This is a genomic window from Ruegeria sp., from assembly GCF_040830605.1.
Lineage (GTDB): Bacteria > Pseudomonadota > Alphaproteobacteria > Rhodobacterales > Rhodobacteraceae > Ruegeria.
Map to the genome: position 1 here is coordinate 17,664 of NZ_JBFOMD010000012.1, position 26,160 is coordinate 43,823.

Annotated in this window: 24 protein-coding genes; 13 read left to right on the forward strand and 11 right to left on the reverse strand. The window is 62.8% G+C overall.

The window, feature by feature from the left end:
• Window positions 1–6 precede the first annotated feature (6 nt).
• Together pgl and zwf are read right to left on the reverse strand one after the other, a co-directional pair.
• Window positions 7–678 carry a 6-phosphogluconolactonase gene (gene pgl / locus AB3N21_RS16815; RefSeq protein ID WP_367936306.1) on the reverse strand — a complete coding sequence of 224 codons (672 nt, stop codon included), beginning with the start codon at window positions 676–678 and terminating at the stop codon, window positions 7–9.
• Window positions 675–2,129: a glucose-6-phosphate dehydrogenase gene (gene zwf / locus AB3N21_RS16820; RefSeq protein ID WP_367936307.1), complete on the reverse strand. Its 1,455-nt coding sequence runs from the start codon at window positions 2,127–2,129 to the stop codon at window positions 675–677. The genes pgl and zwf overlap by 4 nt, the downstream gene beginning before the upstream one ends.
• A 345-nt stretch (window positions 2,130–2,474) precedes the next feature.
• Here zwf and AB3N21_RS16825 point away from each other — a divergent pair, with 345 nt between their 5' ends.
• Entirely contained in the window at window positions 2,475–4,052 is a 1,578-nt protein-coding gene (locus tag AB3N21_RS16825; RefSeq protein ID WP_367936308.1) for a caspase family protein, read from the forward strand.
• A 5-nt stretch (window positions 4,053–4,057) separates the two neighbouring features.
• On the opposite strand, the gene AB3N21_RS16830 is transcribed toward AB3N21_RS16825, so the two are convergent.
• A complete protein-coding gene (locus tag AB3N21_RS16830) occupies window positions 4,058–4,327 on the reverse strand; it encodes an usg protein (protein WP_171176422.1) in 270 nt (89 codons plus the stop codon).
• 222 nt (window positions 4,328–4,549) lie between these two features.
• Here AB3N21_RS16830 and gyrA point away from each other — a divergent pair, with 222 nt between their 5' ends.
• Entirely contained in the window at window positions 4,550–7,246 is a 2,697-nt protein-coding gene (gene gyrA / locus AB3N21_RS16835; RefSeq protein ID WP_367936309.1) for a DNA gyrase subunit A, read from the forward strand.
• A 57-nt stretch (window positions 7,247–7,303) separates the two neighbouring features.
• On the opposite strand, the gene AB3N21_RS16840 is transcribed toward gyrA, so the two are convergent.
• From AB3N21_RS16840 to AB3N21_RS16855, 4 genes are all read right to left on the reverse strand, one after another.
• Window positions 7,304–8,443 carry a DsbA family protein gene (locus AB3N21_RS16840; protein WP_367936310.1) on the reverse strand — a complete coding sequence of 380 codons (1,140 nt, stop codon included), beginning with the start codon at window positions 8,441–8,443 and terminating at the stop codon, window positions 7,304–7,306.
• Window positions 8,444–8,716: 273 nt separating this feature from the next.
• On the reverse strand, window positions 8,717–10,186 hold the full coding sequence (locus AB3N21_RS16845) for a carboxypeptidase M32 (protein ID WP_367936311.1): 1,470 nt from the start codon (window positions 10,184–10,186) through the stop codon (window positions 8,717–8,719).
• A 4-nt stretch (window positions 10,187–10,190) separates the two neighbouring features.
• Window positions 10,191–11,339, reverse strand: a complete 1,149-nt coding sequence (gene ctaA, locus AB3N21_RS16850) for a heme A synthase (RefSeq protein WP_367936312.1) — start codon at window positions 11,337–11,339, stop codon at window positions 10,191–10,193.
• Between the two features lie 61 nt (window positions 11,340–11,400).
• Window positions 11,401–12,144 carry an RNA methyltransferase gene (locus AB3N21_RS16855; RefSeq protein WP_367936313.1) on the reverse strand — a complete coding sequence of 248 codons (744 nt, stop codon included), beginning with the start codon at window positions 12,142–12,144 and terminating at the stop codon, window positions 11,401–11,403.
• A 188-nt stretch (window positions 12,145–12,332) separates the two neighbouring features.
• On the opposite strand from AB3N21_RS16855, the gene AB3N21_RS16860 reads away from it, so the two are divergent.
• Complete coding sequence (locus AB3N21_RS16860) at window positions 12,333–12,953, forward strand: thiamine phosphate synthase (protein ID WP_367936314.1); 621 nt, start codon at window positions 12,333–12,335, stop codon at window positions 12,951–12,953.
• 4 nt (window positions 12,954–12,957) lie between these two features.
• On the opposite strand, the gene AB3N21_RS16865 is transcribed toward AB3N21_RS16860, so the two are convergent.
• Window positions 12,958–14,097, reverse strand: coding sequence for a HupE/UreJ family protein (locus tag AB3N21_RS16865; protein WP_367936315.1), 1,140 nt, complete (start codon window positions 14,095–14,097; stop codon window positions 12,958–12,960).
• A gap of 132 nt (window positions 14,098–14,229) precedes the next feature.
• Here AB3N21_RS16865 and AB3N21_RS16870 point away from each other — a divergent pair, with 132 nt between their 5' ends.
• The 3 genes from AB3N21_RS16870 (at window position 14,230) to AB3N21_RS16880 (ending at window position 16,786) form a co-directional block, all read left to right on the forward strand.
• Window positions 14,230–15,120, forward strand: coding sequence for a PfkB family carbohydrate kinase (locus AB3N21_RS16870; RefSeq protein ID WP_367936316.1), 891 nt, complete (start codon window positions 14,230–14,232; stop codon window positions 15,118–15,120).
• Window positions 15,117–16,034: a pseudouridine-5'-phosphate glycosidase gene (locus AB3N21_RS16875; RefSeq protein WP_367936317.1), complete on the forward strand. Its 918-nt coding sequence runs from the start codon at window positions 15,117–15,119 to the stop codon at window positions 16,032–16,034. Before AB3N21_RS16870 ends, AB3N21_RS16875 begins: the two co-directional genes overlap by 4 nt.
• A gap of 74 nt (window positions 16,035–16,108) precedes the next feature.
• Window positions 16,109–16,786 carry a DUF502 domain-containing protein gene (locus AB3N21_RS16880; protein WP_367936318.1) on the forward strand — a complete coding sequence of 226 codons (678 nt, stop codon included), beginning with the start codon at window positions 16,109–16,111 and terminating at the stop codon, window positions 16,784–16,786.
• Between the two features lie 8 nt (window positions 16,787–16,794).
• Here AB3N21_RS16880 and AB3N21_RS16885 read toward each other — a convergent pair whose 3' ends face one another.
• Both AB3N21_RS16885 and AB3N21_RS16890 read right to left on the reverse strand, forming a co-directional pair.
• Window positions 16,795–17,820 carry a patatin-like phospholipase family protein gene (locus AB3N21_RS16885; RefSeq protein WP_367936319.1) on the reverse strand — a complete coding sequence of 342 codons (1,026 nt, stop codon included), beginning with the start codon at window positions 17,818–17,820 and terminating at the stop codon, window positions 16,795–16,797.
• Between the two features lie 71 nt (window positions 17,821–17,891).
• Window positions 17,892–18,665 carry a 3-hydroxybutyrate dehydrogenase gene (locus tag AB3N21_RS16890; RefSeq protein ID WP_367936320.1) on the reverse strand — a complete coding sequence of 258 codons (774 nt, stop codon included), beginning with the start codon at window positions 18,663–18,665 and terminating at the stop codon, window positions 17,892–17,894.
• 343 nt (window positions 18,666–19,008) lie between these two features.
• Here AB3N21_RS16890 and AB3N21_RS16895 point away from each other — a divergent pair, with 343 nt between their 5' ends.
• The 5 genes from AB3N21_RS16895 to AB3N21_RS16915 all read left to right on the forward strand — a co-directional run bounded on the left by AB3N21_RS16895 (window position 19,009) and on the right by AB3N21_RS16915 (window position 23,269).
• The gene (locus tag AB3N21_RS16895; RefSeq protein ID WP_367936321.1) at window positions 19,009–20,823 is read left to right on the forward strand and encodes an extracellular solute-binding protein; all 1,815 of its coding nucleotides are present in this window, start codon (window positions 19,009–19,011) and stop codon (window positions 20,821–20,823) included.
• Window positions 20,824–20,855: 32 nt separating this feature from the next.
• Window positions 20,856–21,680: a helix-turn-helix domain-containing protein gene (locus AB3N21_RS16900; RefSeq protein ID WP_367936322.1), complete on the forward strand. Its 825-nt coding sequence runs from the start codon at window positions 20,856–20,858 to the stop codon at window positions 21,678–21,680.
• A gap of 38 nt (window positions 21,681–21,718) precedes the next feature.
• Window positions 21,719–22,195 (forward strand): arsenate reductase ArsC, encoded by a 477-nt coding sequence (locus AB3N21_RS16905; RefSeq protein ID WP_367936323.1) that lies wholly within the window; start codon window positions 21,719–21,721, stop codon window positions 22,193–22,195.
• Complete coding sequence (locus tag AB3N21_RS16910; protein ID WP_367936324.1) at window positions 22,192–22,851, forward strand: aquaporin; 660 nt, start codon at window positions 22,192–22,194, stop codon at window positions 22,849–22,851. Before AB3N21_RS16905 ends, AB3N21_RS16910 begins: the two co-directional genes overlap by 4 nt.
• A gap of 250 nt (window positions 22,852–23,101) precedes the next feature.
• A complete protein-coding gene (locus AB3N21_RS16915; protein ID WP_367936325.1) occupies window positions 23,102–23,269 on the forward strand; it encodes a hypothetical protein in 168 nt (55 codons plus the stop codon).
• Window positions 23,270–23,279: 10 nt separating this feature from the next.
• Here AB3N21_RS16915 and AB3N21_RS16920 read toward each other — a convergent pair whose 3' ends face one another.
• On the reverse strand, window positions 23,280–23,903 hold the full coding sequence (locus tag AB3N21_RS16920; RefSeq protein ID WP_171176399.1) for a helix-turn-helix domain-containing protein: 624 nt from the start codon (window positions 23,901–23,903) through the stop codon (window positions 23,280–23,282).
• Between the two features lie 65 nt (window positions 23,904–23,968).
• On the opposite strand from AB3N21_RS16920, the gene AB3N21_RS16925 reads away from it, so the two are divergent.
• Window positions 23,969–25,486: a class I adenylate-forming enzyme family protein gene (locus tag AB3N21_RS16925; protein WP_367936326.1), complete on the forward strand. Its 1,518-nt coding sequence runs from the start codon at window positions 23,969–23,971 to the stop codon at window positions 25,484–25,486.
• Window positions 25,483–26,142: a DsbA family oxidoreductase gene (locus AB3N21_RS16930; RefSeq protein ID WP_367936327.1), complete on the forward strand. Its 660-nt coding sequence runs from the start codon at window positions 25,483–25,485 to the stop codon at window positions 26,140–26,142. The genes AB3N21_RS16925 and AB3N21_RS16930 overlap by 4 nt, the downstream gene beginning before the upstream one ends.
• The last annotated feature ends 18 nt before the right edge of the window (window positions 26,143–26,160 follow it).

The following is a 26,160-nucleotide window of genomic DNA, read 5'->3' on the forward strand; positions in this document are numbered from 1 at the left end:
TGCTCCTCACTCCGCCCAATGCACCGTTGTGCCGCCCAGAACCGCCGCGATGGGGGCGTCTTCGGGCGGCAGGGACATAGCTCGCTCAACCGCGTCGCGTTTGGCGGTCCCGTAGATCACCAGATGTTTCGACACAGCCCCGTCCAGCACCGGCGCGGTCAGGGTGATCCGCGCCTCGGGCTGGGTTTCGGGCCGGGCAACCGCCAGTGGCGGAGCATCGTGATCAAGCGCGGCCATCAGGCCCGGCATTCCGGGAAAGAGCGAGGCGGTGTGCATATCCTCGCCCATGCCCAGCACCAGCACCGAGATCGGCAGTTCCGGCGCCAGCATCGCCTCGATCTCGGGCAGAACCTTTTCGGGCTCGGCTGCGGGGACATAAAGCGGCAGGAACCGCGCGGTGGCGGCGCGGCTGACCAGCAGACGCTCCTGGATCAGGCGCGCGTTCGAGCGGTCGTGATCCTGCGGCACGCAGCGCTCGTCGGTCGGCAGGACATGCACCCGGTCCCATTCCAGATCGGCGGCGCAGAGGCTGTCGAAGACCGGACCGGGCGTGGTCCCTCCAGCCACCGCCAGCGCGGCTGTGTCGTGATGCAGCAGCGCCGTTTCCAGATCTCCGGCCAGTTGGTTGGCCACGTCGATGGCCAGCATGTCGCGATCGGCGTATTCCTGGATGTTCATGGCTTGATCCCCTGCCAATGGCGACCATCCCGTTTCATCAGCAGCTCGGCGTCGCCCGGGCCGGTGCTGCCGCTGTCGTAAGGTTTAGGCACATCGCCGCGCGCCTGCCATCCGGCAATGATCGGATCGGTCCAGGCCCAAGCGGCCTCGACCTCGTCGCCGCGCATGAACAGCGTCTGGTTGCCGCGGATCACATCCATGATCAACCGCTCATAAGCGTCCGGCGGGTCCTGGTTTTCCGGCCCCAGCGCCTCGGCAAAGCTCATGTCCAAAGGCACGTCGATCAGGCGCATGCCGCCCGGCCCCGGTTCCTTGATCGTCACCTTCAGCGTGATGCCTTCGTTCGGTTGCAGCCGGATCGACAGCACATTTGCATGCCGCCCGGCATCAGCGCCGAAGATCGAATGCGGCGCGTCCTTGAACATCACGTTGATTACCGAGGACCGCGCCACCAGCCGCTTACCGGTGCGCAGATAGAACGGCGTTCCCGCCCACCGCCAGTTGCTGATATGGGCGCGCAAGGCGATATAGCTCTCGGTTGCCGAGCGCGAATTGCCCACCGCGCCGCGATAGCCCGGCTCACCGTCGCTGGGCCCGTACTGACCGCGCACGATGTGATGCGGCTGCACCTGATCGAGCGCGCGGATCACCTTGAGTTTCTCGTCCCGCACCGCATCGGGGTCGAATTTCGCGGGCGGCTCCATGGCGATCAGGCACAGAAGCTGCATCAAGTGATTCTGCATCATGTCACGCATCGCACCCGCGCGGTCATAATACCCTTCGCGCCCGGCAATCCCCACCGTCTCGGCCACCGTGATCTGGATGTGATCGACGTACTGGCTGTTCCACAGCGGTTCGAACAACATGTTGCCGAAGCGCACGGCCATCAGGTTCTGGACCGTCTCCTTGCCCAGATAATGGTCGATCCGATAGATCTGGCCTTCGTCGAAATGCCCCGCAAGCGTTGCGTTGAGATCGCGGGCGCTTTGCAAATCGTGGCCAAAGGGTTTCTCCACCACGATCCGGGTCCGGTCGGTGACCATGCCATGCGCCTCGATCTGCCCGGCAAGCGCACCGAACAGACGCGGACCGACCGAGAAGTAGAACGCGCGCACCCGATCCTCGGTCAGTTGCCCGGCCAGTTCAGCCCACCCCGTCTGCTCCTCGGCGTCGATGCGGACATAACGAATACGGGCAAGAAACCCGTCAACTGACGGCGAATCCTTAGCACGCTCCGGGGCGAACTCGCGCAGCGCGTCGGCGACAAGTGCGCGATAGGCGGAATCATCGTGTTCGGACCGAGCAGCCCCTATGATGCGGACATCCTCGGGCCATTGACCGGCGCAATACCTGCGAAACAGCGCAGGCAGGATCTTGCGCCGGGCCAGATCGCCTGTGCCGCCGAAGATGACCAGATCGAAGGGATCAACCGGTATGACGCGTGAAACCATGCCTCGTCCTTAACTCCGATGCCCTGCCATGTCCAATGTTAGCGCAATCATTTTCGGTATATTCTGCTGACAGCTTGAATTCCAACCGTATTGATTGGGCCACCCGTACCCACGCAATAGGTTAGCTATCTCAGTCAGTTAATCCTGCTGCACAGGAATTGGAAAGACATTCCCGAGCATCGCGCTGCAATCGGCAAAAACCGGAACACGCACGAAACTGGCCTCTTGTGATCGAATTCACTTATTTTGGCTGTCTGTCCGGTTAAAGTGCGGCTCACTTACTCCGTTCATTTGAGTTCGGGGGCTATATTGCAGGCGCAACTGCGAATTCAATGTGAGGTCATTTTGACAGGCTGGTATTTTATTCTGTTTTTCTTTCTCGCAACCCTGCCCGCCTGGGCCGAGCAACGGCTGGCGCTGGTCATCGGGAATGACGCTTATGACGCCGTTCCGGCGCTGGCCAAGGCCGGGGCGGACGCCCGCGCAGTCTCAGCCCGACTGAAGGGTCTGGGCTTTGAAACGGTCGAGGGCATCGACCTTGATCGCCGTGCCATGAACCGACGTATCTCGGAATTCACAGCGCGGCTGGAACCCGGCGATACGGCTTTTGTGTTCTTCGCTGGGCACGGAGTTGAGATCGACGGCGAGAATTATCTGCTGCCGACTGATATCGTGGCCCCGAATGCTGGTGAGAGCGATTTCGTGAAATCCGAATCCATTGCACTGTCAGACCTGCTCGACCGGGTGCGCGCGACCGGGGCACGTACCTCGATCGCCATCATCGACGCCTGCCGCAACAATCCGTTTGAGACGATTGCGGGCCGCAGCATCGGGCGAACGCGGGGGCTGGGTCGGATCACCGCGCCGCAAGGGACCTTCGTGATCTTTTCCGCCGGGGCGGGTCAGTTGGCGCTGGACAAGCTGAACGACACGGATGCCGCCGAGAACTCGGTTTTCACCCGCGCCCTGCTGCCGCGCCTGTCGCAGCCCGGGCTGGAACTGCGCGCGTTGATTTCGGACCTAAGGGTTGAGGTGCGCGATCTCGCCAGGACCGTCCAGCACAACCAGTTCCCGGCTTACTATGACGAGTTGCTGGGTGAGTTCTATTTCACGCCCGCCGCCGCGGCAGCTCCGCTGACGGATGCCCTGCCCGCTCCGACGGACGACATGCGGGCCGATCTGGAACTGGCCCGGTCGATCGGCACGGTGAGCGCGCTGGACAGTTTTCTGGACCGCTACAAAGACCGCACCGAGGACTACAGCTATACGGTCGCCTTGCAGTTACGCGAGAGCCTCAAGCAGCCCGATACCGAACCGGTTGCACGGCACGCGGACAGTGAACCGATGGAAGTGGCCGCCGCACCCGTTGTGGACGACAACCGCGAGGTTATGCGCGCGACCCAACGGGCGTTGAATACTCTTGGGTGTTCGGCAGGTGGCGCCGACGGAATAGCGGGGCCACGCACGAAACGGGCTTTCCTGGCCTATCTGACCGCCAGCGGCTCGTCTCTGGGCGCTGACGATCTGGGCACCGCACATGCATTGGAAGAGTTGCAGAACAAAAGCGGGACGATCTGCAAGGCCGCAGTTGCGCCCAAGGCCAACCCCTCTCCCAGTCCCAAATCATCGACCCTAACATTGGCCGGTGCATGGAGCTACAAGGCCGACTGCGTGCTGGTTCTGAAGGTTACGGGGCGCGTGCGCTTCAATCATGCGGGCGGCAACAAATACACCGGCAACATCAGCGACTCGCTGGGGCAAAAGGCCCATTCCGAGGTCTATCTGAACGATCAGCAGATCAATGGCACCGACTATTTCCCGGGCGTCACCGTGACATGGCGTGGCCGCATGGCCGCCGATGGGAAAAGTTATACCGCAACTACATCCACCGGCTGCTCCATCTATGCCTGGCGCGTGGGCTGAGCCGGTCAGTTCAGATAGAATTCTCCGGTCACATTCCGCCATTCCCCCGGCGAGATCATCTTGCGATGGGTGAACCGCACAGAATGCAGCGGCCCCTCGATCTCGCGCTGCCAGAATTCGACGAACTTGAACAATCTGGGATGGTCGGGCGCCAGGTCGTATTCCTGCCAGATGAACGTGTTCAAAACGTGGATGTAATCCGGCATGTGATAGTAAAATTCGGCCGTGGTCAGGCCGTAACCTTTGAGCATCAGCTCGGTTTCGCTTTGCTCCATACAAGACCTCCATTTCTGGTTCGGTCTCTTCACGATACCACGAAAATGGTTAAACGCTTACGAAAACAATGTGTTACCGATCCGTGAACGGTAATTTTCGCGCCACGATGCTGCTTGCTTGCACCTTATGTACGCAGTCTGATAAGATGCATCCACAAGATATAGACCCTGCATAAAGATCGGGCAGTTTACGTGAGCGATACGCCAGAAACCCCTGAAAACATGGATGAAACCCCGCCGCAGCGCCCCAGCTACGACGGACCTACCGTGTCCATCGAATCCGAGATGCGCACCTCGTATCTCGATTACGCGATGTCGGTCATCGTCAGCCGCGCGATCCCCGATCTGCGCGACGGGCTGAAACCGGTGCATCGGCGCATCCTCTATGCGATGCACGAGACCGGCAACACCCATGACAAGGCCTATCGCAAATCGGCCCGTCCGGTGGGCGATGTGATGGGTAAATACCACCCGCATGGTGACAGCGCGATCTATGACGCGCTGGTGCGGATGGCGCAGGATTTCTCGATGTCGCTGCCGCTGCTGGACGGTCAGGGCAACTTTGGCTCGATGGACGGCGATAATCCGGCCGCCATGCGGTACACCGAAGTGCGGATGGATAAGCCTGCGGGCGCCCTGCTGGCCGATATCGAGAAAGAAACGGTCGACTTTCAGGATAACTACGACGGCAAGGACAAGGAACCGACGGTCCTGCCCGCGCGCTTCCCGAACATGCTGGTCAATGGCGCCGGTGGTATTGCCGTCGGTATGGCCACCAACATCCCGCCGCACAATCTGGGCGAGGTGGTCGATGCCACGCTGGCCCTGATTGACGACCCGGACCTGACGTCCGAGCAACTGATCGAATACGTCCCCGGCCCCGACTTCCCCACGGGTGGCGTGATGCTAGGCCGTTCCGGTGCCCGAAAAGCCTATCTGGAGGGGCGCGGCAGTGTCATCATCCGCGCCAAGACCCGCACCGAAGAGCTGCGTAAGGACCGCTACGCCATCATCGTGGATGAGATCCCTTATCAGGTGAACAAGGCCGCGATGATCGAAAAGATCGCCGAAGCGGTGCGCGAAAAGCGGATCGAGGGCGTGGCCCACGTTCAGGACGAATCCGACCGCAACGGCGTGCGCGTGGTGGTCGAGCTGAAACGCGACGCAACGCCCGAGGTGGTGCTGAACCAGCTCTACCGCTTTTCGCCGATGCAGACCTATTTCGGCTGCAACATGCTGGCGCTGAACGGGGGCCGCCCCGAGCAACTGACCCTGCGCCGGTTCCTGACCTCGTTCATCGACTTCCGCGAGGATGTCGTCGCCCGCCGCACCGCGCATCTGCTGCGCAAGGCGCGCGAGCGCAGCCATATCCTGTGTGGTCTGGCCGTGGCAGTCACCAATATCGACGAGATCGTCACCACGATCCGGCAATCGGCTGACGCGGCCGAGGCCCGCGAGAGGCTGATGACCCGGCGCTGGCCCGCCCAGCCGATCCTGGAATATATAGCGCTGATCGACGATCCGACCCATACCGCGAATGAGGACGGCACCTACAACCTGTCCGAAACCCAGGCCCGCGCCATTCTGGAGCTGCGCCTGCAGCGCCTGACCCAGATCGGGGTCAAGGAAGTCACCGACGAGTTGGAAGAGCTTGCGGACAAGATCAAGGAATACCTTGAGATTCTATCCTCGCGCGAACGCATCATGGACATCATCGCCGATGAGCTGCGCGACGTGCGCGAACAGTTCGCCGTCCCGCGCCGCACCGAGATCGTCGACTGGTCCGGCGACATGGACGACGAGGACCTGATCGAGCGCGAGGATATGGTCGTCACCGTCACCTCGGGCGGCTACATAAAGCGCACCCCGCTAGCCGATTTCCGCGCCCAGAAGCGCGGTGGCAAGGGGCTAAGCGGCATGCAGACCAAGGAAGAGGACGTGGTCACCACCCTCTTTGTCGCCAACACTCATACGCAGCTTCTGTTCTTCACCACCGATGGGATGGTCTACAAGCTCAAGACCTGGCGCCTGCCTCAATCGGGGCGCACTGGCAAGGGCAAGGCCATCGTCAACATCCTGCCGATCCCGACCGGTGTCTCCATCGCCGCGATCATGCCGGTGGATGTGCCGGATGAAGAATGGGAAAACCTGCAGATCGTCTTCGCCACCAGCGCCGGAGACGTACGCCGCAACGCGCTGAGCGATTTCACCAACGTCAAGCGCAACGGCAAGATCGCGATGGACCTGCCCGAGGGCGTGGAACTGGTGAATGCGCGTATCTGCTCGGAAGACGACGACGTGATGCTGGTCACCAATTCGGGCCGTGCGATCCGGTTCCAAACCACCGATGTGCGTGTTTTCAAGGGCCGCAAGTCGACCGGTGTGCGTGGCATCAAGCTGACAAATGGCGACCACGTTGTATCAATGTCGGTGATCCGTCATTTCGACGCGACCTCGGACGAGCGCGCCGCTTATCTCAAAATGCGCCGTGCCGTGGCGGGGCTGACCGACGATGCCGAAACCTCGGATGAGGAAGGTGACGCCATGGCCACGATCAGTCAGGAGCGCTACGCCGAGATGTCGGCGGCCGAGAATCTGATCCTGACCATAACGGTGGGTGGGTCCGGCAAGCTAAGCTCCAGCCACGACTACCCGGTGCGCGGGCGCGGCGGCATGGGCGTCGCGGCCATGGACAAGGCCATGCGCGGCGGTGAACTGGTCGCCTCGTTCCCGGTCGAGATCGACGATCAGATCATGCTGGCAACCTCCAGGGGTCAGTCGATCCGGGTGCCGGTCGATGGCATCTCGTTCCGGTCGCGCTCGGCGGGCGGTGTGAAAGTTTTCAACACCGGCAAGGGCGAGGAAGTCGTCAGCGTCGCCTGGATCGCGGATCAGGGTGACGAAGAGGCCGAGGAATAAGCCGCTTCACACTTGAGATGACGGGCACCGTGGCAATTGCTGCGGTGCCTTTTTTGATCAGCCTTGCACTGTCAGCAACTCGTCGACGGCCCAAAGCCGATCCTGCCCCCAGATGCTCTGCCCGGCCACATGAAAGCTCGGCACACCCCACAGGCCGATCTCCTGCAACCGGGCCTGATTGGCTTCGATGCGCTTCCGCCAATTGTTTGCCTGCAATTTGGGCTTTGCGGCATCCCAGTTCAGCCCTGCCGCCTCAACGATCCGGGCAATCCCTCGATCCGTCGCCGCGTCGATCCCCTGTGACCAAACCCCGGACATGAACGCGGCACAGAACTCCGCCAACCGCCCCTGCGCCTCGGCATGATCAAGCAGCGCATATCCCCGCTCGACCGCCCACCCCAGCGGGTCGCAGATGCGTCCGAAGGGAATGCCCATACGACGCGCTTCGCGGGCGCAGTCGTACAGAATGTACGAGGATTTAGCGGGCGGAACCGGCAGGCCGCGCATCAGCATAGGCAGGACCGGACGCAGTATCAGCTGGGCGTTGTGCCGGTGGGCCAGATCGCAAACGCGGTTAAAAGCGAGATAGGAATAGGGACTGCGAAAAGAGAAGAAGAATTCAACCTCGCTGCCCTGCTTCGCGGCCCCTTCCGCACGCGGCTCAGATGGCGGTGCGATGGGTGGGTGCCTTTCGCCCAGACCCAGCTCCTGCAGGCGGGTTTCCAGATAGTGCAGCCGGTCGATGCCCCAATACCATTCGCCGGCATAATGAAACGTTCCACCCAGATAGTGCCCCCAATCGGCAAGCTGCTGGTCCCCAGCCTGTTTGAACTCGCCGGGGTCTATTGTCGGTCCCTTCGGGATATCCTGCCCCGCCCACAAAACCGCGCCGACCTTGCGGGCAATCCCAGCAAAATCCGGGCTCTGCAATTCCGCTGCCAAGCGCGCCTCAGCTGAAGCAATCGCCGCCCGGTCAGGCGGAGTACTCCTCGGCACAACCAGCCCCTGCTTGCGAGCCAGACGCGCGGCATCCGCAAGCGCGTTCCTCTGATGCGCCGCCGGGTCCGGCAGAGCCGCGTCCGGAGGCCCGGAGATCAGATAAGAGCGTAACTCGACCGAATAGCGATCACAAAACTCCCCCAGCACCTGCGCCGTCAGAAAACTGTAGGGATCCGAGACATCGTGAAAATAGGACACCGTATGAGGCGCCCCGCGCGCTTTTCGTCGTAACTCCCGCGCCCGCCGTCGCACCCGCAAGAGCTCCTCGCTGGTCAGAACCGATGCGATCCGTGATTTCACAATGCTGTCAAAGGACAAGACTGTTTCCGTGCGATCCGTTTCGGATCACTTTAGTCCGAGCGCGACAGGATGCCAGAAGTTCCGCCCCGAACCAGCGATGACGTCGCGGCCCCTGCCTCGCAGAAACGAAAATGGCCGCCCCACGGCGGCCATTCCGGGTCATGTTAAAGGTTACAGCCCGTAAAGCGCACCGAACTTACCTTCGAGATAGTGCAGCAGCGGCTCCGGCCCCGGTTCCATGCCACTGGCCCGCTCGATCACCTCGCGCGGCGCATAGAGGCCGCCGTGCCGCTGCAGCTTCTCGTGCAGCCAGCCGGTCGCGCCCGAGGTATCGCCCCGGGCCAACTGTGCGCCAAGGTCCGGCACCGCCGTCTGCAGTGCCTCGTAGAGACACCCGGCATAGACATTGCCCAACGAATAGGTCGGAAAATAGCCGAAAAGGCCCACCGACCAGTGCACATCCTGCAGGCACCCGTTCGAGGGCTTGTCTACCGCATAGCCGAAATCGGCCTCGAACCGGTCGTTCCACACGGCCTCCAGATCACCCACCTGCAGATCGCCCGCCATCAGCGCGCGTTCCAGATCGAAGCGCAGCATGATGTGCAGGTTGTACTGCACCTCGTCCGCCTCGGTGCGGATATAGCCGTTATGGACCCGGTTCACGGCGGCATAGAACTCATCCGCATCCGCAATGCCGAAGTTGCCGAACAGGTCGGTCATCTCCCCGAACAGCCATCCGGTAAAGGCGCGGCCCCGGCCAAGCTGATTCTCGTAAATCCGGCTCTGGCTTTCATGCACACCCATCGACACGCCCTGCCCCAGCGGCGTCAGCGCATAGGTCGGGTCGATCCCCTGCTCGTAAGCGGCGTGGCCGACCTCGTGGATGGTCGAGTAGAAACAGTTGAACGGATCCACATCGCTGGTCCGCGTGGTGATCCGCACGTCCGAGCCGCTGCCCGAGCTGAACGGATGCACCGCCTTGTCCACCCGGCCCCGGTTCAGGTCATAGCCAAAGGCAACGGCCAGTTTCCGCGACAGCTGCATCTGCAACTGCTCGTCAAAGGTGCCCGAGACGCCCTTGGGCATCGGTTTGTCCAGCACGGCGGCGCGCAGAGCCACCAAACGCGGCCGCATGGCGTCGAAGATCGCGGCGATCTGGCCGCCGGTGGTGTAGGGCTCATAATCCTCGACCATGGCGTCATAGATGTCGCCGCCCTGGGCCAACGCCGCGCCCTCTTCGCGTTTCAGCGCGACCACCTCTTCCAGCACCGGCAGGAAGGCGGCCACATCCTCATCCGCGCGCGCCTGCGCCCATTTGCCCTGCGCCTGCGAGGTCACCCGCGCGATCGCCTTGGCCAGATCGGCGGGCACTTTCCTGGTCCGCTCGAACGCGCGGCGGATCTCGCGGAGCTGCGCCGCGCCGACCTCGCAGGGCGCCTCGGCCCGCTCCAGCCAGTCGCCCACGCGCGGATCGGACCGGCGGGCGTGCAGCACCGCCTCGATCGCCGCCATCTCCTCGCCCCGCTGCTGCGCGGCACCGCGGGGCATCACCGTTTCCTGATCCCAGCCCAGCCGTCCTGAGATCTGCCCCAAGGCCGAGGTTTCCCGCTGGAAGGCCATCAGATCGTCGAATGCGGTCATGAAGTCAAACTCCGCGAAGTGAGATTGCAATGGGATAAGCGGTCAGGAAGCGGGCGCGCAGGATCAGGGTCCAGACGCCAACGGCGAGCAGTTGGTGCAGTATGGCCACCTGCCACGGCGCGGCGTAAAGCACTGTGACGATGCCAAGCACCACTTGCAGCGACAGCGCGGCAAAGACCGCATTGAAGGCGAACCGGGTTTGCGGATGCGCACTGCCGCGCCCACGCATCCAGACGACGACTCCGAAGGCCAGCAACAGGTACCCCGCACAGCGATGGATGAACTGAACCAGCCCCGGGCTTTCGAAGAAATTCCGCCACATCGGTTCCAGCACTGTGGCATCCGGCGGCAGCAGCTGCCCGCCAATCAAGGGCCAGTCGGTAAACGACCGCCCGGCGTCGATTCCTGCCACAAAGGCGCCGATGACGATCTGCAGGAAGGCAAAATGCATCAGACCGGTGGAGAGCGAGAACAGCCGCGCCTCTTTCGCCCGCCGCGCCTGCATCAGCTCGCGCTCAGCCCGCCCCAGCATGAAAATGTACCAGGCCAGAAAGCCCAGAATGACAAAGGCCAGCCCCAGATGGACCGCCAGACGGTAGCTGGCGACCGAGGTCATCCCCTCGCCCTGCGTCACGCCCGACGCCACCATCCACCAGCCGATGGCGCCCTGCGCTCCGCCCAGCACACCGGGCAGGATCAGACGCCCGGTCCAACCGGCAGGGATCTTGCGGGCCAATAGAAAACCAAGGAAGCCAAGCGCCCAGACCAGACCGATGACCCGGCCCAGCTGCCGGTGGCCCCATTCCCACCAATAGATGGATTTGAAATCCTCCAATTCCATCCATTGGTTCTGAATGCGCCACTGGTCGATCTGCTTGTATTTGTCGAACTCGGCCTGCCAATCGGCCTCGCTCATCGGTGGGGTGGCCCCGGTGACCGGGCGCCATTCGGTGATCGACAAGCCGCTGTCGGTCAGGCGTGTCAGCCCGCCCACCACGATCATCGCCACCACCAGCGCAAAAAGCAGGATCAGCCACGCCCGGATGCCGCGCCGACCGCCGCCGCGGCCCCGGTCGATCATGCCGGGCTGTGCGGTCTGTTCGGTCCGGGCCTCCTCGGACACCTCTTCAAAGATGCTGCGCTTGCCGCTCATGCCATCCTCATATCCTGATTTCCCCGCAAGCTAGGGCCGACACGCCCCAACGTCCAGAGCGTCAGCCCTTGTCCTTCCAGCGAACCATCTGCCGCATGATCCCGTGCAGCATCTGCACGTCCGCGCGTGTCATCCGCATCCGCGACCAAAGGTTGCGCAGGTTCAGCTTCATCCCCTCGGCCTTTTCCGGCGGGTAGAAGAACCCGGCCTCCTCCAGCCGGTCCTCATAATGCTCCACCAGCTTCTCGACCTCGACGCCCGTGGCCCAGTCGCCCCGGCCCAGATCAGTCGCCTCATGCACCACGTCGCCGGACCGCCGCATCCACTCATAGGCCGTCAGCAACACGCATTGCCCGAGGTTTAGCGACGCGTATTCCGGGTTCACCGGTACCGAGATAATGGCATTGGCCTTGGCGATATCCTCGTTTTCCAGCCCAGCCCGCTCGGGACCAAAGAGCACTGCCACCTGCTCCCCCGCCGCCACTTTCTCAGCCGCGAACTGCATCGCGCGTTCCGGGCTATAAACCGGCTTGGTCAGCCCCCGCTGCCGCGCCGTGGTGGCAAAGACATAGGTGCGGTCCGACAATGCCCCGGCCAGATCGTCAAACAGCTGCGCTTCGTCCAAAAGCCGCCCCGCCCCGCTCGACATGGCCACCGCTTTGGGGTTTGGCCAGCCATCGCGCGGCGCCACGATCCGCATCCGGTCCAGCCCGAAATTCCACATCGCCCGCGCGGCGGCACCGATATTCTCGCCCATCTGCGGGCGCACAAGGACGAATGAGGGCTGAGCTCTGTCGCTGGGCATGTTTCAACTCCGAAAATCCCGCCTGCTCTAATCGCCACAGCCGGTCAGGGCAAGCGCCGCTGCTTCTTCTCGCTGCAAATACGCACACCGCAGGCATTGAAGTTTCCTTCGCCAACACAATCCGCTAAACCGCGCCAAAGACGCCGCGCCCAAGAATACGCACCAAGACCAACGCGAAGGACCCGCAGATGGACACCCCCGAGCAGCCGCAGATCTATCTCATCACCCCCCCGGCCATCGAGCCCGAGACGTTTCCCGACCAACTCGCCCGCGTCCTCGACGGGGCTGAGATCGCCTGCATCCGGCTGGCGCTGGCCAGCAGTGACGAGGATCACATCGCCCGTATGGCCGATGCCTGCCGCGAGGTGGCCCATGCCCGCGACGTGGCACTGGTGATCGCAAACCACGTGCTGATGGCACAGCGGCTGGGTTTGGACGGCGTGCATCTGGACGATGCTGCCCGTTCTGTCCGCGCCGCCCGCAAGGAACTGGGCGCGGACGCTATCGTCGGGAGTTTCTGCGGCGCGTCCAGCCATGATGGCATGACCGCGGGCGAGGCCGGGGCCGATTACATCGCCTTCGGTCCGGTCGGCAGCACCGCGCTGGGCGACGGCACCACCGCCGGGGCGGACCTGTTCCAATGGTGGTCCGAGATGATCGAGGTGCCGGTGGTGGCCGAGGGCGGGTTGACCGAGGATCTGGTGCGCGGCCTGACGCCTCACACCGACTTTTTCGGCATCGGGGATGAGATCTGGTCGACCGAAGATCCGTTGGCCACTCTGACGAAACTGCGTGCGGCAATGACCTGAACGCTCAGATCAACGCCAGCAGCCCAGCCAACTGGTACCCGGCAACAATCGCAATCACCAATGAGGCCGGAACCGCGATCCGACCCCGGTACCAGTGCGTGTCGCGAAGCCATAGCCCGATGGTGCTGAGCATCACGCCGAGAACCATCAGCTGCGCGGCTTCGATACCCGAACTGAATCCGGCCAACGCTGGAAGCAATTGCGAGGGTGCCATTCCCGCCTCGGACAAGTGCCCCGCAACTCCCAGACCATGCAGACCGCCCGCCAGCAGAATGACCAGCACCCGCCAAAGGCTGACGTTTCGGGTCACCAGGTTCTCCGCCGCCAGCAGCACGACGGCGCCCCAGAAAACCTGCGTGGCCAACATTGGAGCGACCTTCGCCCCGCCGCCGACGCTCAGAAAGATGGCGGCGAAATCAGCAACCAGAAACGCACCGAACTGCAGGATCAGAGGCCGTGCCCGGGCGCTCAGGAAGAACAGCGCCAGCACGAACAGGATGTGTTTTCCTCCGCCCGTGAAAGCATGCGCCAGCCCGTCGCGGAAGTGGGTCAGGAACAACTCACGCGGTGGCAGTGACGCTCCACCATCAATCGGGATCGCCGGGCTGGTCTCTCCACCTTTCAGGTAGCCCGTATAGGGCGCCTCGACCCCCTGCTGGCGCAGGATCAGTACACCTGCACCGGCAGGCCATGTCAGGGTCAGGCTCCGCGCGCCGTCGGGCAAGCCGCCGGTCAGCAGCATCTGCGTCACCCGCGCCATTCCGATATCGCCCACGACAGGGATGCGCGCACCCTCATAGGACAGCGACACCGGACCTTCGGCTTCAAGGCTCAGCTTATCCACCCAGTCCACGGCGAAGTCACGTAAGCGAGTTTCCATCTCGGGCGCCGCCGTAGCGCGCAAAGCACCATATTCTCCGGCCTGCTCCGAGTTGGCGGTGTCTTGTACCCGGTCCAGATCGATCCCGGCCAGAAAGGCCTCGGCATTCATCCGCAGTTCCAGCCGCACCTGACCATCCTTAACGCTCAGATCAGCAACGGTCGGTGTCACCTCATGCGCAGCCACCGCACCTGTGAGCAGCCATAAACCGACAATCAGCACCAGCCGCCGCATGATCCCGGCGCGGTCTGACCTGCCCAACATCCGCCTGCTCCTATCCTGCCTGTGGCGCAAGTTTCGGTGCGATGGGCGTTGGTATCAAGTCGAAAGACGCCCATTGGCGGTATCGGCCACCGCGCGCTTGCGCCGCCCGCGAAGCTGGGGCAAGAGAAAGCCATGAGTAGCACGAACATCCTCTGCATCGGTTCGGTCCTCTGGGACGTGATCGGCCGGTCCGCCAGCCATATGCGGCACGGCTCGGACGTGCCGGGCCGCATTACCCGCCTGCCCGGCGGTGTCGCCATGAACATCGCCATGACGCTGGTTCGATTCGGCATGACGCCCACCTTGCTGACTGCCATCGGCCGCGACGCCGAAGGGGACGAGTTGGTCCACGCCTGTGAGCAACTGGGCATGGAGATCGGCCATATCTACCGCTCGGAAGACCTGCCCACCGACCGCTACATGGCGGTCGAGGGCGCCAACGGCCTGATCGCCGCCATCGCCGATGCCCATTCGCTGGAAGCCGCGGGTGCTAAGATCCTGCGACCGCTGGTCGAGGGGCCGCTTGGTTCGAAGAATACTCCTTTCGACGGCCCTATCGCGCTCGATGGCAACCTGACCCTGTCGCTGCTGGAAGAGATCGCGCATGGCCCCGCCTTTGCCCGGGCCGATCTGCGGGTCGCCCCGGCCTCGCCCGGCAAGGCCGAGCGGCTGCTTCCCTTTCTTAAGCACAGGCGCGCCACGCTTTATGTCAATCTCGAAGAGGCCGGCCTGCTCTGCCAGTGTGAATTCGACGATTCCTCGAGTGCCGCGCGGGGCCTGCTAGATCGCGGAGCGCTGCGGGTGCTGGTCACCGATGGCGGCAAATCCGCGACCGAGGCCAGCGCCGAAGGCTTGCTGACTCAAACCCCGCCTTCCGTTCTGGTCACACGGGTGACCGGCGCGGGCGACACTTTCATGGCGGCTCATATTGCCGCCGAAGCCCGCGGTGCCGACAGGGACAAGGCGCTGACCCGCGCCCTGCGCGCCGCAGCCACTTACGTTTCCGGAGAAACCCCACTGTGATCGACCTGCAATTCTCGACCGAAATCCGCGCCGCCAGGGACGCGGGCCAGCCCATCGTCGCGCTGGAAAGCACGATCATCACCCACGGGATGCCGCATCCCCAGAATGTGGAAGTGGCCGCACAGGTTGAACAGGACATCCGCGACGCGGGCGCGACCCCTGCCACGATTGCCGTGATTGAGGGGCGCCTGCATGTCGGGCTGGAACCCGAAGAGCTGGCGCAACTGGGACAGGCCCATGGCGTTGCCAAACTGTCGCGCGCCGACATGGCCGCCTGTCTCGCCACCGGCGGCACCGGTGCCACCACTGTCGCCGCCACCATGATCGCCGCGCGTCATGCCGGGATCGAGGTGTTTGCCACCGGTGGCATTGGCGGGGTGCATCAGGGGGCCGAAACCTCGTTTGACATCTCCGCCGACCTGCATGAACTGGCGCAGACCCCGGTGACAGTGGTGGCTGCGGGTGCAAAGGCGATCCTCGATCTGGCCAAGACGCTGGAAGTGCTTGAAACGCTCGGCGTTCCCGTCATCGCCCATGGTCAGGACGCCTTCCCCGCCTTCTGGTCGGCGCAATCGCCGCTGAAGGCGCCCCTGCGGATGGACAACGCCGAAGACATCGCCCGCGCCCACGCCATGCGCCGCGAACTCGGCCTTCCCGGCGGTCAACTGGTCGCAAACCCGATCCCCGAGACTGACCAGATCCCGGCCAACGAATTAGCGCCGATCATTGCTGAGGCACAGCGGGACGCAGATACTCACCGCATCACCGGCAAGGCTGTCACCCCCTACCTGTTGCAACGAATCTTTGAACGCACCGAAGGCCGCTCGCTGACCGCCAATATCGCGCTGGTGCGAAACAATGCGCGGCTGGCGGCCCGGATTGCCCAAGCCTTGTGCACGCAGCGCGGGGCGTGACAGGACGGGCGCGGCGCCTATTGTACCGGCGCCCCAAACTGCCTAACTAGTTCAGCAAACCACACGGACCTGCCATGAACACGCCGTTCGACGAAGAACCCCACCGCCGCCCGGGCCTTTTTGCCGGCCTGCGCGCGTCATTCCTGACGGGGATCGTCGTCATCGCCCCAGTGGGTCTGACCGTGTGGCTGATCTGGTCCGTCGTCGGCTGGATCGACGGCGTGGTGCTGCCGTTGGTGCCGCATCAGTTCCGGCTCGAGCAGTACATCGGACTCAATCTGCGCGGCGTCGGCGTCATCTTTTTCCTGGTTTTCACGGTCATAGTCGGCTGGATCGCCAAGGGCCTCATCGGGCGCTCACTGATCCACTTCGCCGAAGGTCTGGTGGACCGGATGCCGGTGGTGCGCTCAGTCTATTCCGGCATCAAGCAGATTTCCGAGACGGTGTTCGCGCAGACCGAACGCTCATTCGAAAAGGCCTGCCTGATCCAGTATCCGCGCCGGGGCATCTGGGCCATCGGATTCATCTCGACCACCGCCAAGGGCGAAGTCAGCGAGCGTGCCGAGACCAGTGGCGAGTTGATGAGCGTGTTCGTCCCCACGACCCCAAACCCGACCTCTGGCTTTCTGCTGTTCTTTCCCGCCGAGGATATCATCCTGCTGGACATGTCCATTGAAGATGCGGCCAAACTGGTGATCTCGGCCGGGCTGGTCTACCCGAACGAAAAAGACCCGACCCAGCCGCCCGAGTAACCCGGGCGTCAGCTGAACATCGCCGCCAGATCGACGGTGCCACGTTCCCCCAGATCGGACTTGTGATCGCGTAGGAAACCGTGGGCCGCCGCGCGCCCGGCCTCTTTCAGCCGGGTCAAAACCACCGGCGTCGGCACCAGCTTGGTCGCCACCGACAATGAGTTCATCAGATCGTCATCGGCGATCATATGCACCAGCACCCGGCTCATCTCACCCTTCTGCAATTTGCCCGAGGCCAGCAGACGCTGCACGAAGCTGATCGCTCTCAACTCGCGCAGCAGCGAGGAGTTGAAGCCGATCTCGTTGATCCGGTTCTGGATCTGCTGCGGCGTGCGCGGGATCTCGTCGCGCTCCAACGGGTTGATGTTGACGATCACCACATCGTCCGGCAGCCCCTCATTGAACAAGGGAAACAGCGCCGGATTGCCGGTATAGCCGCCATCCCAATAGGCCTCGGTCCGCCCTGATTTCGGATCGTGGATCTCGACCGCCTGAAACAGTGTCGGCAAACAGGCCGAGGCCAGAATCGCATCCGTCGTGATCTCGTCACGGGTAAAGATGCGGATCTTTCCGGTGCGCACACAGGTGGCACATACAAACAGCCGCGGCCCTTCGTCCGCGCACACCCCCTCGTAGTCAAAGCGCTCGACCACCGGCTCCAACGGGTTGCGGTAGAATGGACCGTAAGCATAAGGCGACACCATCCGCGACCAGGCATCGGCCATCGAAAACGGCAGCGAATACTCGATGGCCTGCGCGATCTGCGCCGGTTCCAGCCCGCGCATCCAGTTGGCAATGCGCATGTCACCGATGGCGCCCATACGCTCCCACAATCGGTCCAGATTCTCGCGCGCACCCTCACGCCCGCCCTTGACCATTCCGGCCTTGAACGCGGCCCCGTTCAGCGCGCCCGCCGAAGTGCCCGAGATCGCGGCGACCTCGACATCTTCTTCATCCAGAAGCCGGTCCAGCACCCCCCAGGTAAACGCCCCATGCGCGCCGCCGCCCTGCAAAGCCAGATTGATGCTTTTCACGAACCCCACCCCTTCTTCTGTTCAAAAATATCCCGGGGGTGTGGGGGCAGCGCCCCCACGCAGCTTCCCGTTCAGAGCGCCGTCCAGCCGCCATCGACCGAGATCGTCGTCCCGGTGATCTGCGCCGCCGCATCCGAGCACAGGAACACCGCCGTTCCGCCCAACTGCTCGACGGTGGCGAAATCCTTGGACGGCTGACGCTCCAGCATGACGTTCTTGATCACGTCCTCGCGGCTCATGCCGTATTCCTTCATGGTGTCGGGGATCTGCGCCTCGACCAGCGGGGTCAGCACGTAACCCGGGCAGACCGCGTTACAGGTGATCGGCTCCTGCGCGGTTTCCAGCGCCACGGTCTTGGTCATGCCCACCACCCCGTGCTTGGCCGCCACATAGGCCGCCTTGTAGGGCGAAGCGGTCAAGCCATGGGCCGAGGCAATGTTGACCACCCGCCCCCACCCGGCCGCGCGCATCATCGGCAACGCGGCGGCCATGGTGTGGAAGGCCGAGTTCATGTTGATGGCGATGATCGCATCCCATTTCTCGACCGGGAAACTGTCGATCGGCGAGACATGCTGGATGCCGGCATTGTTGATCAGGATATCGCAGGCCCCGGCTTGTTCGATCAGCGCGCGGCATTCGTCACCCTTTGACATGTCCGCCTTGATATAGCGCGCGGTCACTCCGGTTTCATCCGCGATCTGTGCAGCCAGCGCATGATCCTCGTCCCGGTCGGTGAACGAGTTCAGCACCACATCGGCGCCCGCCCGGGCCATTTCCCAGGCGATGCCCAGACCGATACCCGAATTCGATCCGGTGACGATTGCAGTTTTTCCCGACAAGGACATGGAGGCTCTCCCAAAGTGATTTTCCGATTTGCGCAAACAGTGCCATGCTGCACCTGCAAAGGAAACGGGGAAACGCCGGGCGGGTGGCTCACCGCGCACATCCGCCTCGGAACAGGAACCTCCTGCGGCTTTCTACCAGCCGGACCTGCGGACAAAAAAAACGCCCGCACGAAGCGGGCGTTAAGTTATTGAGGCAGGTTTCATACAGGCAAGAAACCTATCGAGCAGTGCACCCTTTATACGCAATTCCGCTGCGGCATCCAAGCTAAAAGTTTGAAAATACGGAAAACCATCGCTACGATGATCCTCAACAAAATAAGGCCTGAGCAGAATTGGTGCCAAAATGCGAGCGGATCTTTTCTACCCCATTCGTCTAATGTTTGCGGGAATCGCCGCAGTTTTGTGCGTCACAAATGCGCAGGCAGAATCGGCCCATGGCATAGCTATGTATGGCCAGCCCGCCCTGCCACCGGATTTTGTGTCTCTGCCTTACGCCAACCCTGACGCGCCTAAAGGCGGGCGGGTTGTGTTTGGCAACACGGGCGGCTTCGACAGCCTCAATCCCTTCGTGCAAAAAGGCACGGTTCCCTGGCAGTTGCGCTTCTGGCCGCATGAAAGCCTGATGGGCCGGTCCTGGGACGAACCCTTCACGCTTTACGGTCTGCTGGCCGAATCGGTCAAGACGGCAGAGGACCGCTCATGGGTCGAGTTCACCCTGCGGGAAGAGGCCCGATTCTCGGATGGCAGCCCGGTCACGGTCGACGATGTGATCTGGTCCTATGAGACGCTGGGGACTCAAGGCCATATCCGTTATCGTGGCCTCTGGTCCAAGATCAGCAGCATCGAACAGACCGGCCCGCGCACGGTCCGCATCACCTTTTCTGAGGCCGACCGTGAGTTGGCGCTGATCGCCGGAATGCGCCCGATCCTGAAAAAGTCGCAGTGGGAGGGAAAGGATTTTGCCAATGCCCCGCTGCAGGACGTGCCGATCGGCTCGGGGCCATACGTGGTCACCGATTACGAGGCGGGCCGGTTCGTCACCTTGACCCGCAACCCGGACTATTGGGGCGCCGATGTCCCGTTTCGCCGGGGCACGATGAATTTCGACGAGATGCGGATCGAGTTCTATGGCGACCAGACCGTGTTGTTCGAGGCGTTCAAGGCAGGCGAACTGACGGCAGTGCGTGAGTTCAACGCCGAGAAATGGTTGACCCAGTATGATTTCCCCGCCGCGACGCGCGGCGACGTGATCCGGACCGAAATTCCCCATGGCAAGCCATCCGGCATGACCGGTTTTGTCATGAACGCCCGCAAGGCTCCGTTTGACGACTGGCGCGTCCGCGAGGCGCTGATGCTGGCCTTCAACTTCGAGTTCATCAACGACACGGTCACTGGTGGAGCGCAGCCCCGGATCACTTCGTACTACTCGGGCTCGGACTTGGCCATGCGCCCCGACCCCGCCGAGGGCGCGGTACGCGCGCTGCTTGAGCCGTTCTCGGATCAGCTTCTGCCGGGCGCGCTTGAGGGCTATGCCCTGCCCGAAGGCGATGGCTCGGCCCGCAACCGGAAGAACCTGCGCAAGGCGGCAAAGGTGCTGGCCGATGCCGGCTGGACCATCCAGAACGACCGCCTCACGAACGCAGATGGTCAGGCGTTCGACGTGACCTTCCTGCTCCGTCAAGGCGACACCGAGATGGCAACCGTGGTTGAGATCTATGCCCGCGCGTTGGAGCGTCTGGGTATAGGTGTCACCACCGACAAAGTCGATGACGCCCAGTATACAGGCCGCGTGAGCGAGCTGGATTTCGACATGACCCCGTTCCGCCGCGCCCTTTCGCTCTCGCCGGGCAACGAACAGCGGCTCTATTGGGGCAGCGATGTGGCCGACACGCCGGGCACGCGCAATCTGATGGGGATGGCCTCGCCCGCGGCCGATGCGATGATCGACGCCATGCTGACCTCGGAAACGCCCGAGGATTTCCGGGCCGCCACACGCGCGCTCGACCGGGTGCTGACCTCGGGCCGCTACGTGATCCCGATCTGGAGCTTCGATGTGGGCCGCATCGCCCATGCCAAGGAACTGAAGTTTCCCGACTACCTGCCGATCTATGGCGACGGACCGCAATACATGCCCGACGTCTGGTGGTATCAGGATTGACGGTGACATGATATTTCCATACTTCATGAAATATGGAAATAGAACTGCATGACAAACTCGGTGCCCTTGCGCACCGCAAGCGACTGGATCTGTTCCGCCTGCTGATGCGGCGCTATCCGGATTCGGTGCCCGCCGGGCACATCGCCGACGCGCTGGCGCTGAAGCCCAACACCACCTCCACCTACCTCAACACGCTGAAACAGGCGGGGTTGATCACGCAGACCCGCCTGAGCACCTCGCTGCACTACACCGCCAACCTGCCCGAAGTCCGCGACCTCTTTGGCGGGCTGTTGGGCGAGTGCTGCCAGAACCGCCCCGACCTTTGCCAGACCACGCCCGGAGATCCCGTCATGACTGCCAAGGACCGAACGCTCAACGCGCTTTTCATCTGCACCGGCAATTCCGCTCGCTCAATCATGGCCGAGGCCATCCTGCGCAAGGAAGGTGCTGACCTGTTCAACGCCTACTCAGCGGGCACCGCGCCCTCGGATGGCCCTCACCCGGAGGTGCTGGAACTGCTGGCCTCCAAGGACCACGACATCGCCGGCCTAGGATCGAAATCGGTGGATGCGTTCTCGGGTGACGACGCGCCGAGAATGGATTTTGTCTTTACCGTCTGCGACCACGCCGCGAACGAGGAATGCCCGGCCTGGCCCGGCCAGCCGATGAGCGCCCATTGGGGCCTGCCGGACCCGGCCAAGGCGACCGGAACCGAGGCCCAGAAACACCTCGCCTTTCAGCAGGCCTATGGCCTTCTACGCAACCGCATCGCCGCCTTTGTCAGCCTGCCGTTCGAGACGCTCGACCGCATTTCTCTGCAGCACAAGGTGGATGACATCGGCCGGATGGCCGGGTGATCGGACCGAACAGCAAAAACACATCAAGGGACAACGAAATGAATATCCTCGTTCTCTGCACCGGGAACTCGGCGCGGTCGATCCTGCTGGAATCGATCTTCAACCATGAGGGCGCAGACCGCGTCCGCGCCTTTTCCGCAGGCTCCAACCCCACTGGCAAGGTGCATCCGCAATCGCTGAAGCTGCTGACGGAGGAAGGGCACGACACCAGCGCGGCCCGGTCCAAAAGCTGGAATGAGTTCGCAGCCGATGATGCACCGGAAATGGACATGGTTATCACCGTCTGCGGCTCGGCCGCCGAAGAGACCTGCCCGGTCTGGCCTGGCGCGCCGGTACGTGCCCATTGGGGCGTCGAAGACCCCGCCGCCGCTGTCGAATCCGAGTGGGAGGTCGCATTCCGCACCGCCCACGACATCCTGCACCGCCGCGCCAGCGCCCTGCTGGAGCTGCCCATCGAAACCATGCCGCCCGCCGAACTTGCGGCCCATCTCAAGCGCATCGGAGATCTTGCATGAGCCCCCGCAAATACTTTGCCGAGTTCCTCGGCACCGCCTTCCTGCTGATCGGGGTTGTGGGCTCGGGCATCATGGCCGACGCGCTTTCGGGCGGGAACATCGCGCTGGCGCTTCTGGCCAACGCCATTGCCACCGGCTGCATGCTCTATGCGATCATCACCACGCTGGGCCCTGTCTCGGGCGCGCATTTCAACCCCGCCGTCACCCTGGCCTTCGCCCTGCGGGGCGAGCATGCGTGGTCTGCTGTGCCGCCTTACATGCTGTGCCAGATCGCGGGCGGCATCATCGGTGTCTGGGCCTCGCACTTCATGTTCGACCTGCCGATTCTGCAAAGCTCGACCACCATGCACCGCACCGGCGCGCATCAGTGGTTTTCCGAGATTATCGCCACACTTGGCCTGCTTTTCGTGATTTTCGGCGGAATTCGGCACAAGCCGGACGCTGTACCACCCCTTGTGGGCCTCTATATCACAGGCGCCTACTGGTACACGTCCTCCACAAGTTTCGCGAATCCGGCGGTAACCATCGCAAGAGGCTTTACGGATACGTTCGCAGGCATTAACCCTGCTCATATCCTGATGTTCATCGCGATGCAGATTATCGCCGTGTTCATCGGGCACATTGTGTTGAACTGGCTGTTCACACATCACGAATAACGGACCGACGACCACTCACTCACAGTCAGGTCCGCAAGCCCGTTGCGAAACACCCGCAACGGGCGATTCGACCCCATGAAACTCATCTTTTGGGTATGCGACATTATGTCCAGTCATCATGAAAGCGCCATATTTCTTAACCTGAGTTTGGAGGGGGAGCGTTTCCGAAGGCCACTCGAGGGAAAGCTCAGTGATATTGAACTGGTCAGATCTGACTCAGGATTGGTCCACGTCTTACGCGCGGGCCAAGATGAGATTTCCGAATCTCCGCGACAGTGACATGCCCTTCGTCAAGCAGAACCGCCAGCGGTTCGAGGCTTATCTGGCCGAGCGCCATCACCTGACCGTCACCGAAGCCCGCGAAGAGCTTGAGGATTTTCTATTCACTGAATCGCTCAGCCGCGAGTTGGACAGCTAAGCCCTTTACATCACGTAAGAGACGTCACCCACAGGATTGTTGCGTCCTCGTCGCTGACCGAGATGACGTTGTGGCCCATCGAGCCATCGTAATACGCGCTGTCGCCCCGGCGCATTTCGACCGGCTCATAAAATTCCGTGAAAAGCCGAACCACCCCGGTCAGGACATACAGAAATTCCTCGCCGTCATGGCGCACCCAGCCGTCGAACTCATCCATCGAACGTGCCCGCACCCGGGCCCGATACGGTAGCATCTGTTTTTTGGTGAGGGTTTCCGCCAGCAACTCATGCTCATAGGTGGCGGTGGCGTGGGCGGTACCGGCGCCTGATTTGGTCACCGACATGCGGCCGATGACCTGATCGCGCTGCGGCGGAGTGAAGAGCTGCGGCACCGAGATCTGCAGCCCGACCGCCAGCTTCTTGAGCGCATCATAGGTGGGTGACATCTGGCCGTTCTCGATCTTGGACAATGTCGAGCGGGCCAGTCCCGCCTGTGTCGCGGCCTGTTCCAGCGTCCAGTTGCGCGCCTTGCGCAGTTCGCGAACGCGCATGCCCAGATCCAGCGGTTCAACTTCGGTCTCAGTCCCGTTGTTACGGGCGATATGGATCAGGGATTTCGCGTCGCTGTTATTCATGCACCTTTCTATAGGGCCGCAGGACCCAGCTTGCAATGCGCTGGCCGCCGCGCTAGCCAAAGCGCATGCTGTCGATCTTTGACCAAGGCCCGCCGCCGCGCTACCTCGCGCCATTCAACCTGGCCGCTCATGTGATGCGCCAAGGCGCCGCCTTGCCCGACAAGGTGGCGCTATCGGTACTGAGTCCGGGCGGCTCGGACGACTGGAGCTATGCCAGGCTCGAAGCGGCCATCCAGGGCACCGCCACCGGTCTCCTTCAGGCAGGTTTGCACCCCGGAGACCTTGTGCTGATGCGGCTCGGGAATACGGTTGAATTTCCCATCGCCTATCTGGGCGCAATCACCGCCGGGATCGTGCCGGTGCCGACCTCATCGCAGTTGACTGAACCTGAGACCGCCAAAATGATCGCCGATCTGGCTCCCGCTGCCATCCTGCGCGATCCTGCGGTGGCCTGTGCCGATCACCCCCACCAGATAGGGCTGGAAGAACTGCACGCGATGCGCGACCTACCGCCCGCCGACTACGACATGGGCGATCCGGACCGAATGGGATACGTAGTCTATACATCCGGCACGTCGGGCAAGCCGCGCGCCGTGGCCCATGCCCATCGCGCGATCTGGGCGCGGCAGATGATGGTGGATGGCTGGTACGGGCTGACCGAGCAGGACCGGCTCTGTCATGCGGGCGCGTTCAACTGGACCTACACGCTGGGCACCGGGCTGATGGACCCCTGGACCATTGGCGCCACCGCACTGATACCCGAACCCGGTACCGACATCGCCGTCCTGCCCGACCTACTGCGCCAACACCGCGCCACGATTTTCGCAGCCGCTCCGGGGGTTTACCGCAAGATGTTACAGGATCATGAACGCCTGGACTTGCCCGACTTGCGCCACGGTCTCTGCGCCGGAGAAAAGCTCTCACGCCACCTGCACGAGGCCTGGACGGCGGGCACTGGTACTGAGCTTTACGAGGCCTATGGCATGTCCGAATGCTCGACCTTCATCTCGTCGAGCCCGGCGCATCCGGCGCGCGGCGAGGCGCTGGGTCAGCCGCAGCCCGGTCGCAAGGTGGCCATTCTCGGCGCCGACGGCCCGGTCCCGCAGGGTGCCGAGGGCACCATCGCCATCCACCGCAGCGATCCGGGTCTGATGCTCACCTACCTCAACGCCCCAGACGAGGCCGAGGCACGGATGCAAGGCGACTGGTTCCTGACCGGCGATCAGGGCGCGATGGCGGTGGATGGGCAGATCACCTATCTGGGCCGCGACGACGACATGATGAACGCGGGCGGCTACCGCGTTTCACCGGTCGAGGTCGAGGCGGTGCTGGCCCGTTATCCCGGTGTCACTCAGGTGGGCGCGGCGGCGGTCGAGGTGAAACAGGACACCCAAATCATCGCTGCCTTCTACACCGGCCCGGAAAAACTGGACGAGGCCGCACTGCGGACCTATGTGAAGGCCAATCTGGCGCGCTACAAACAGCCCCGCGCCTTCATCCACCTGCCCGCGCTTCCCATGGGCGGCAACGGAAAACTCCTGCGCCGTGCCCTGCCGGCCTATTTCAAGGCACCGTCCGAATGACCCAGACCGTCAAACTCGATATCCTGTCCGACCCGATCTGCCCCTGGTGCTATATCGGCAAGACCCATCTGGACAAGGCGCTGGCGGCGGTACCGGATCATCCTTTTGTCATCGAGTGGCATCCTTTTCAGCTGAACCCGGACATGGCCCCCGAGGGCATGGACCGGCGCGAATATCTCGAACGCAAGTTCGGCGGCAAAGACGGCGCGGTGAAGGCCTATGCACCGGTGGTCGAGCATGCCGAAAATGCCGGCCTGAGCATCGACTTCGAAGGCATGAAGCGCACCCCCAACACACTGGACGCCCACCGGCTGATCCACTGGGCCGGGATCGAAAGCAAGCAGAACGAGGCCGTGGACGCCCTGTTCCAAGCCTACTTTGTCGAGGCCCGCGACATTGGCGATCATGAGGTTCTGGCCGACATCGCTGACGGCATTGGCATGGACGCCGCCGTGGTGCTGAAACTGCTCAAATCCGACGCCGACCGCGAGGACATCCGCAATCGCGACGCCCATTCCCGGCAGATGGGCGTGAACTCGGTTCCCACCTATATCGTCGCCAACCAGCACGCAGTTCCGGGCGCACAGCCACCGGAGCTTTGGCAGAAGGTGATTGGCGAAATCATGTCTCAGACCGAGACTTCATCTGCAGATTAGCACAGAGTTCTGTGCGGA

What these genes read in the sequence shown, in the direction of transcription:
- AB3N21_RS16895 (WP_367936321.1), top strand. Translation starts at nt 19,009, where the DNA reads ATGCGAGCGGATCTTTTCTACCCCATTCGTCTAATGTTTGCGGGAATC.
- AB3N21_RS16855 (WP_367936313.1), bottom strand. Translation starts at nt 12,144, where the DNA reads ATGCCCAGCGACAGAGCTCAGCCCTCATTCGTCCTTGTGCGCCCGCAG.
- AB3N21_RS16910 (WP_367936324.1), top strand. Translation starts at nt 22,192, where the DNA reads ATGAGCCCCCGCAAATACTTTGCCGAGTTCCTCGGCACCGCCTTCCTG.
- gyrA (WP_367936309.1), top strand. Translation starts at nt 4,550, where the DNA reads ATGGATGAAACCCCGCCGCAGCGCCCCAGCTACGACGGACCTACCGTG.
- AB3N21_RS16900 (WP_367936322.1), top strand. Translation starts at nt 20,856, where the DNA reads ATGGAAATAGAACTGCATGACAAACTCGGTGCCCTTGCGCACCGCAAG.
- AB3N21_RS16830 (WP_171176422.1), bottom strand. Translation starts at nt 4,327, where the DNA reads ATGGAGCAAAGCGAAACCGAGCTGATGCTCAAAGGTTACGGCCTGACC.
- AB3N21_RS16845 (WP_367936311.1), bottom strand. Translation starts at nt 10,186, where the DNA reads ATGACCGCATTCGACGATCTGATGGCCTTCCAGCGGGAAACCTCGGCC.
- AB3N21_RS16890 (WP_367936320.1), bottom strand. Translation starts at nt 18,665, where the DNA reads ATGTCCTTGTCGGGAAAAACTGCAATCGTCACCGGATCGAATTCGGGT.
- AB3N21_RS16920 (WP_171176399.1), bottom strand. Translation starts at nt 23,903, where the DNA reads ATGAATAACAGCGACGCGAAATCCCTGATCCATATCGCCCGTAACAAC.
- zwf (WP_367936307.1), bottom strand. Translation starts at nt 2,129, where the DNA reads ATGGTTTCACGCGTCATACCGGTTGATCCCTTCGATCTGGTCATCTTC.
- AB3N21_RS16880 (WP_367936318.1), top strand. Translation starts at nt 16,109, where the DNA reads ATGAACACGCCGTTCGACGAAGAACCCCACCGCCGCCCGGGCCTTTTT.
- AB3N21_RS16925 (WP_367936326.1), top strand. Translation starts at nt 23,969, where the DNA reads ATGCTGTCGATCTTTGACCAAGGCCCGCCGCCGCGCTACCTCGCGCCA.
- AB3N21_RS16860 (WP_367936314.1), top strand. Translation starts at nt 12,333, where the DNA reads ATGGACACCCCCGAGCAGCCGCAGATCTATCTCATCACCCCCCCGGCC.
- AB3N21_RS16915 (WP_367936325.1), top strand. Translation starts at nt 23,102, where the DNA reads ATGAGATTTCCGAATCTCCGCGACAGTGACATGCCCTTCGTCAAGCAG.
- ctaA (WP_367936312.1), bottom strand. Translation starts at nt 11,339, where the DNA reads ATGAGCGGCAAGCGCAGCATCTTTGAAGAGGTGTCCGAGGAGGCCCGG.
- AB3N21_RS16905 (WP_367936323.1), top strand. Translation starts at nt 21,719, where the DNA reads ATGAATATCCTCGTTCTCTGCACCGGGAACTCGGCGCGGTCGATCCTG.
- AB3N21_RS16930 (WP_367936327.1), top strand. Translation starts at nt 25,483, where the DNA reads ATGACCCAGACCGTCAAACTCGATATCCTGTCCGACCCGATCTGCCCC.
- AB3N21_RS16865 (WP_367936315.1), bottom strand. Translation starts at nt 14,097, where the DNA reads ATGTTGGGCAGGTCAGACCGCGCCGGGATCATGCGGCGGCTGGTGCTG.
- pgl (WP_367936306.1), bottom strand. Translation starts at nt 678, where the DNA reads ATGAACATCCAGGAATACGCCGATCGCGACATGCTGGCCATCGACGTG.
- AB3N21_RS16870 (WP_367936316.1), top strand. Translation starts at nt 14,230, where the DNA reads ATGAGTAGCACGAACATCCTCTGCATCGGTTCGGTCCTCTGGGACGTG.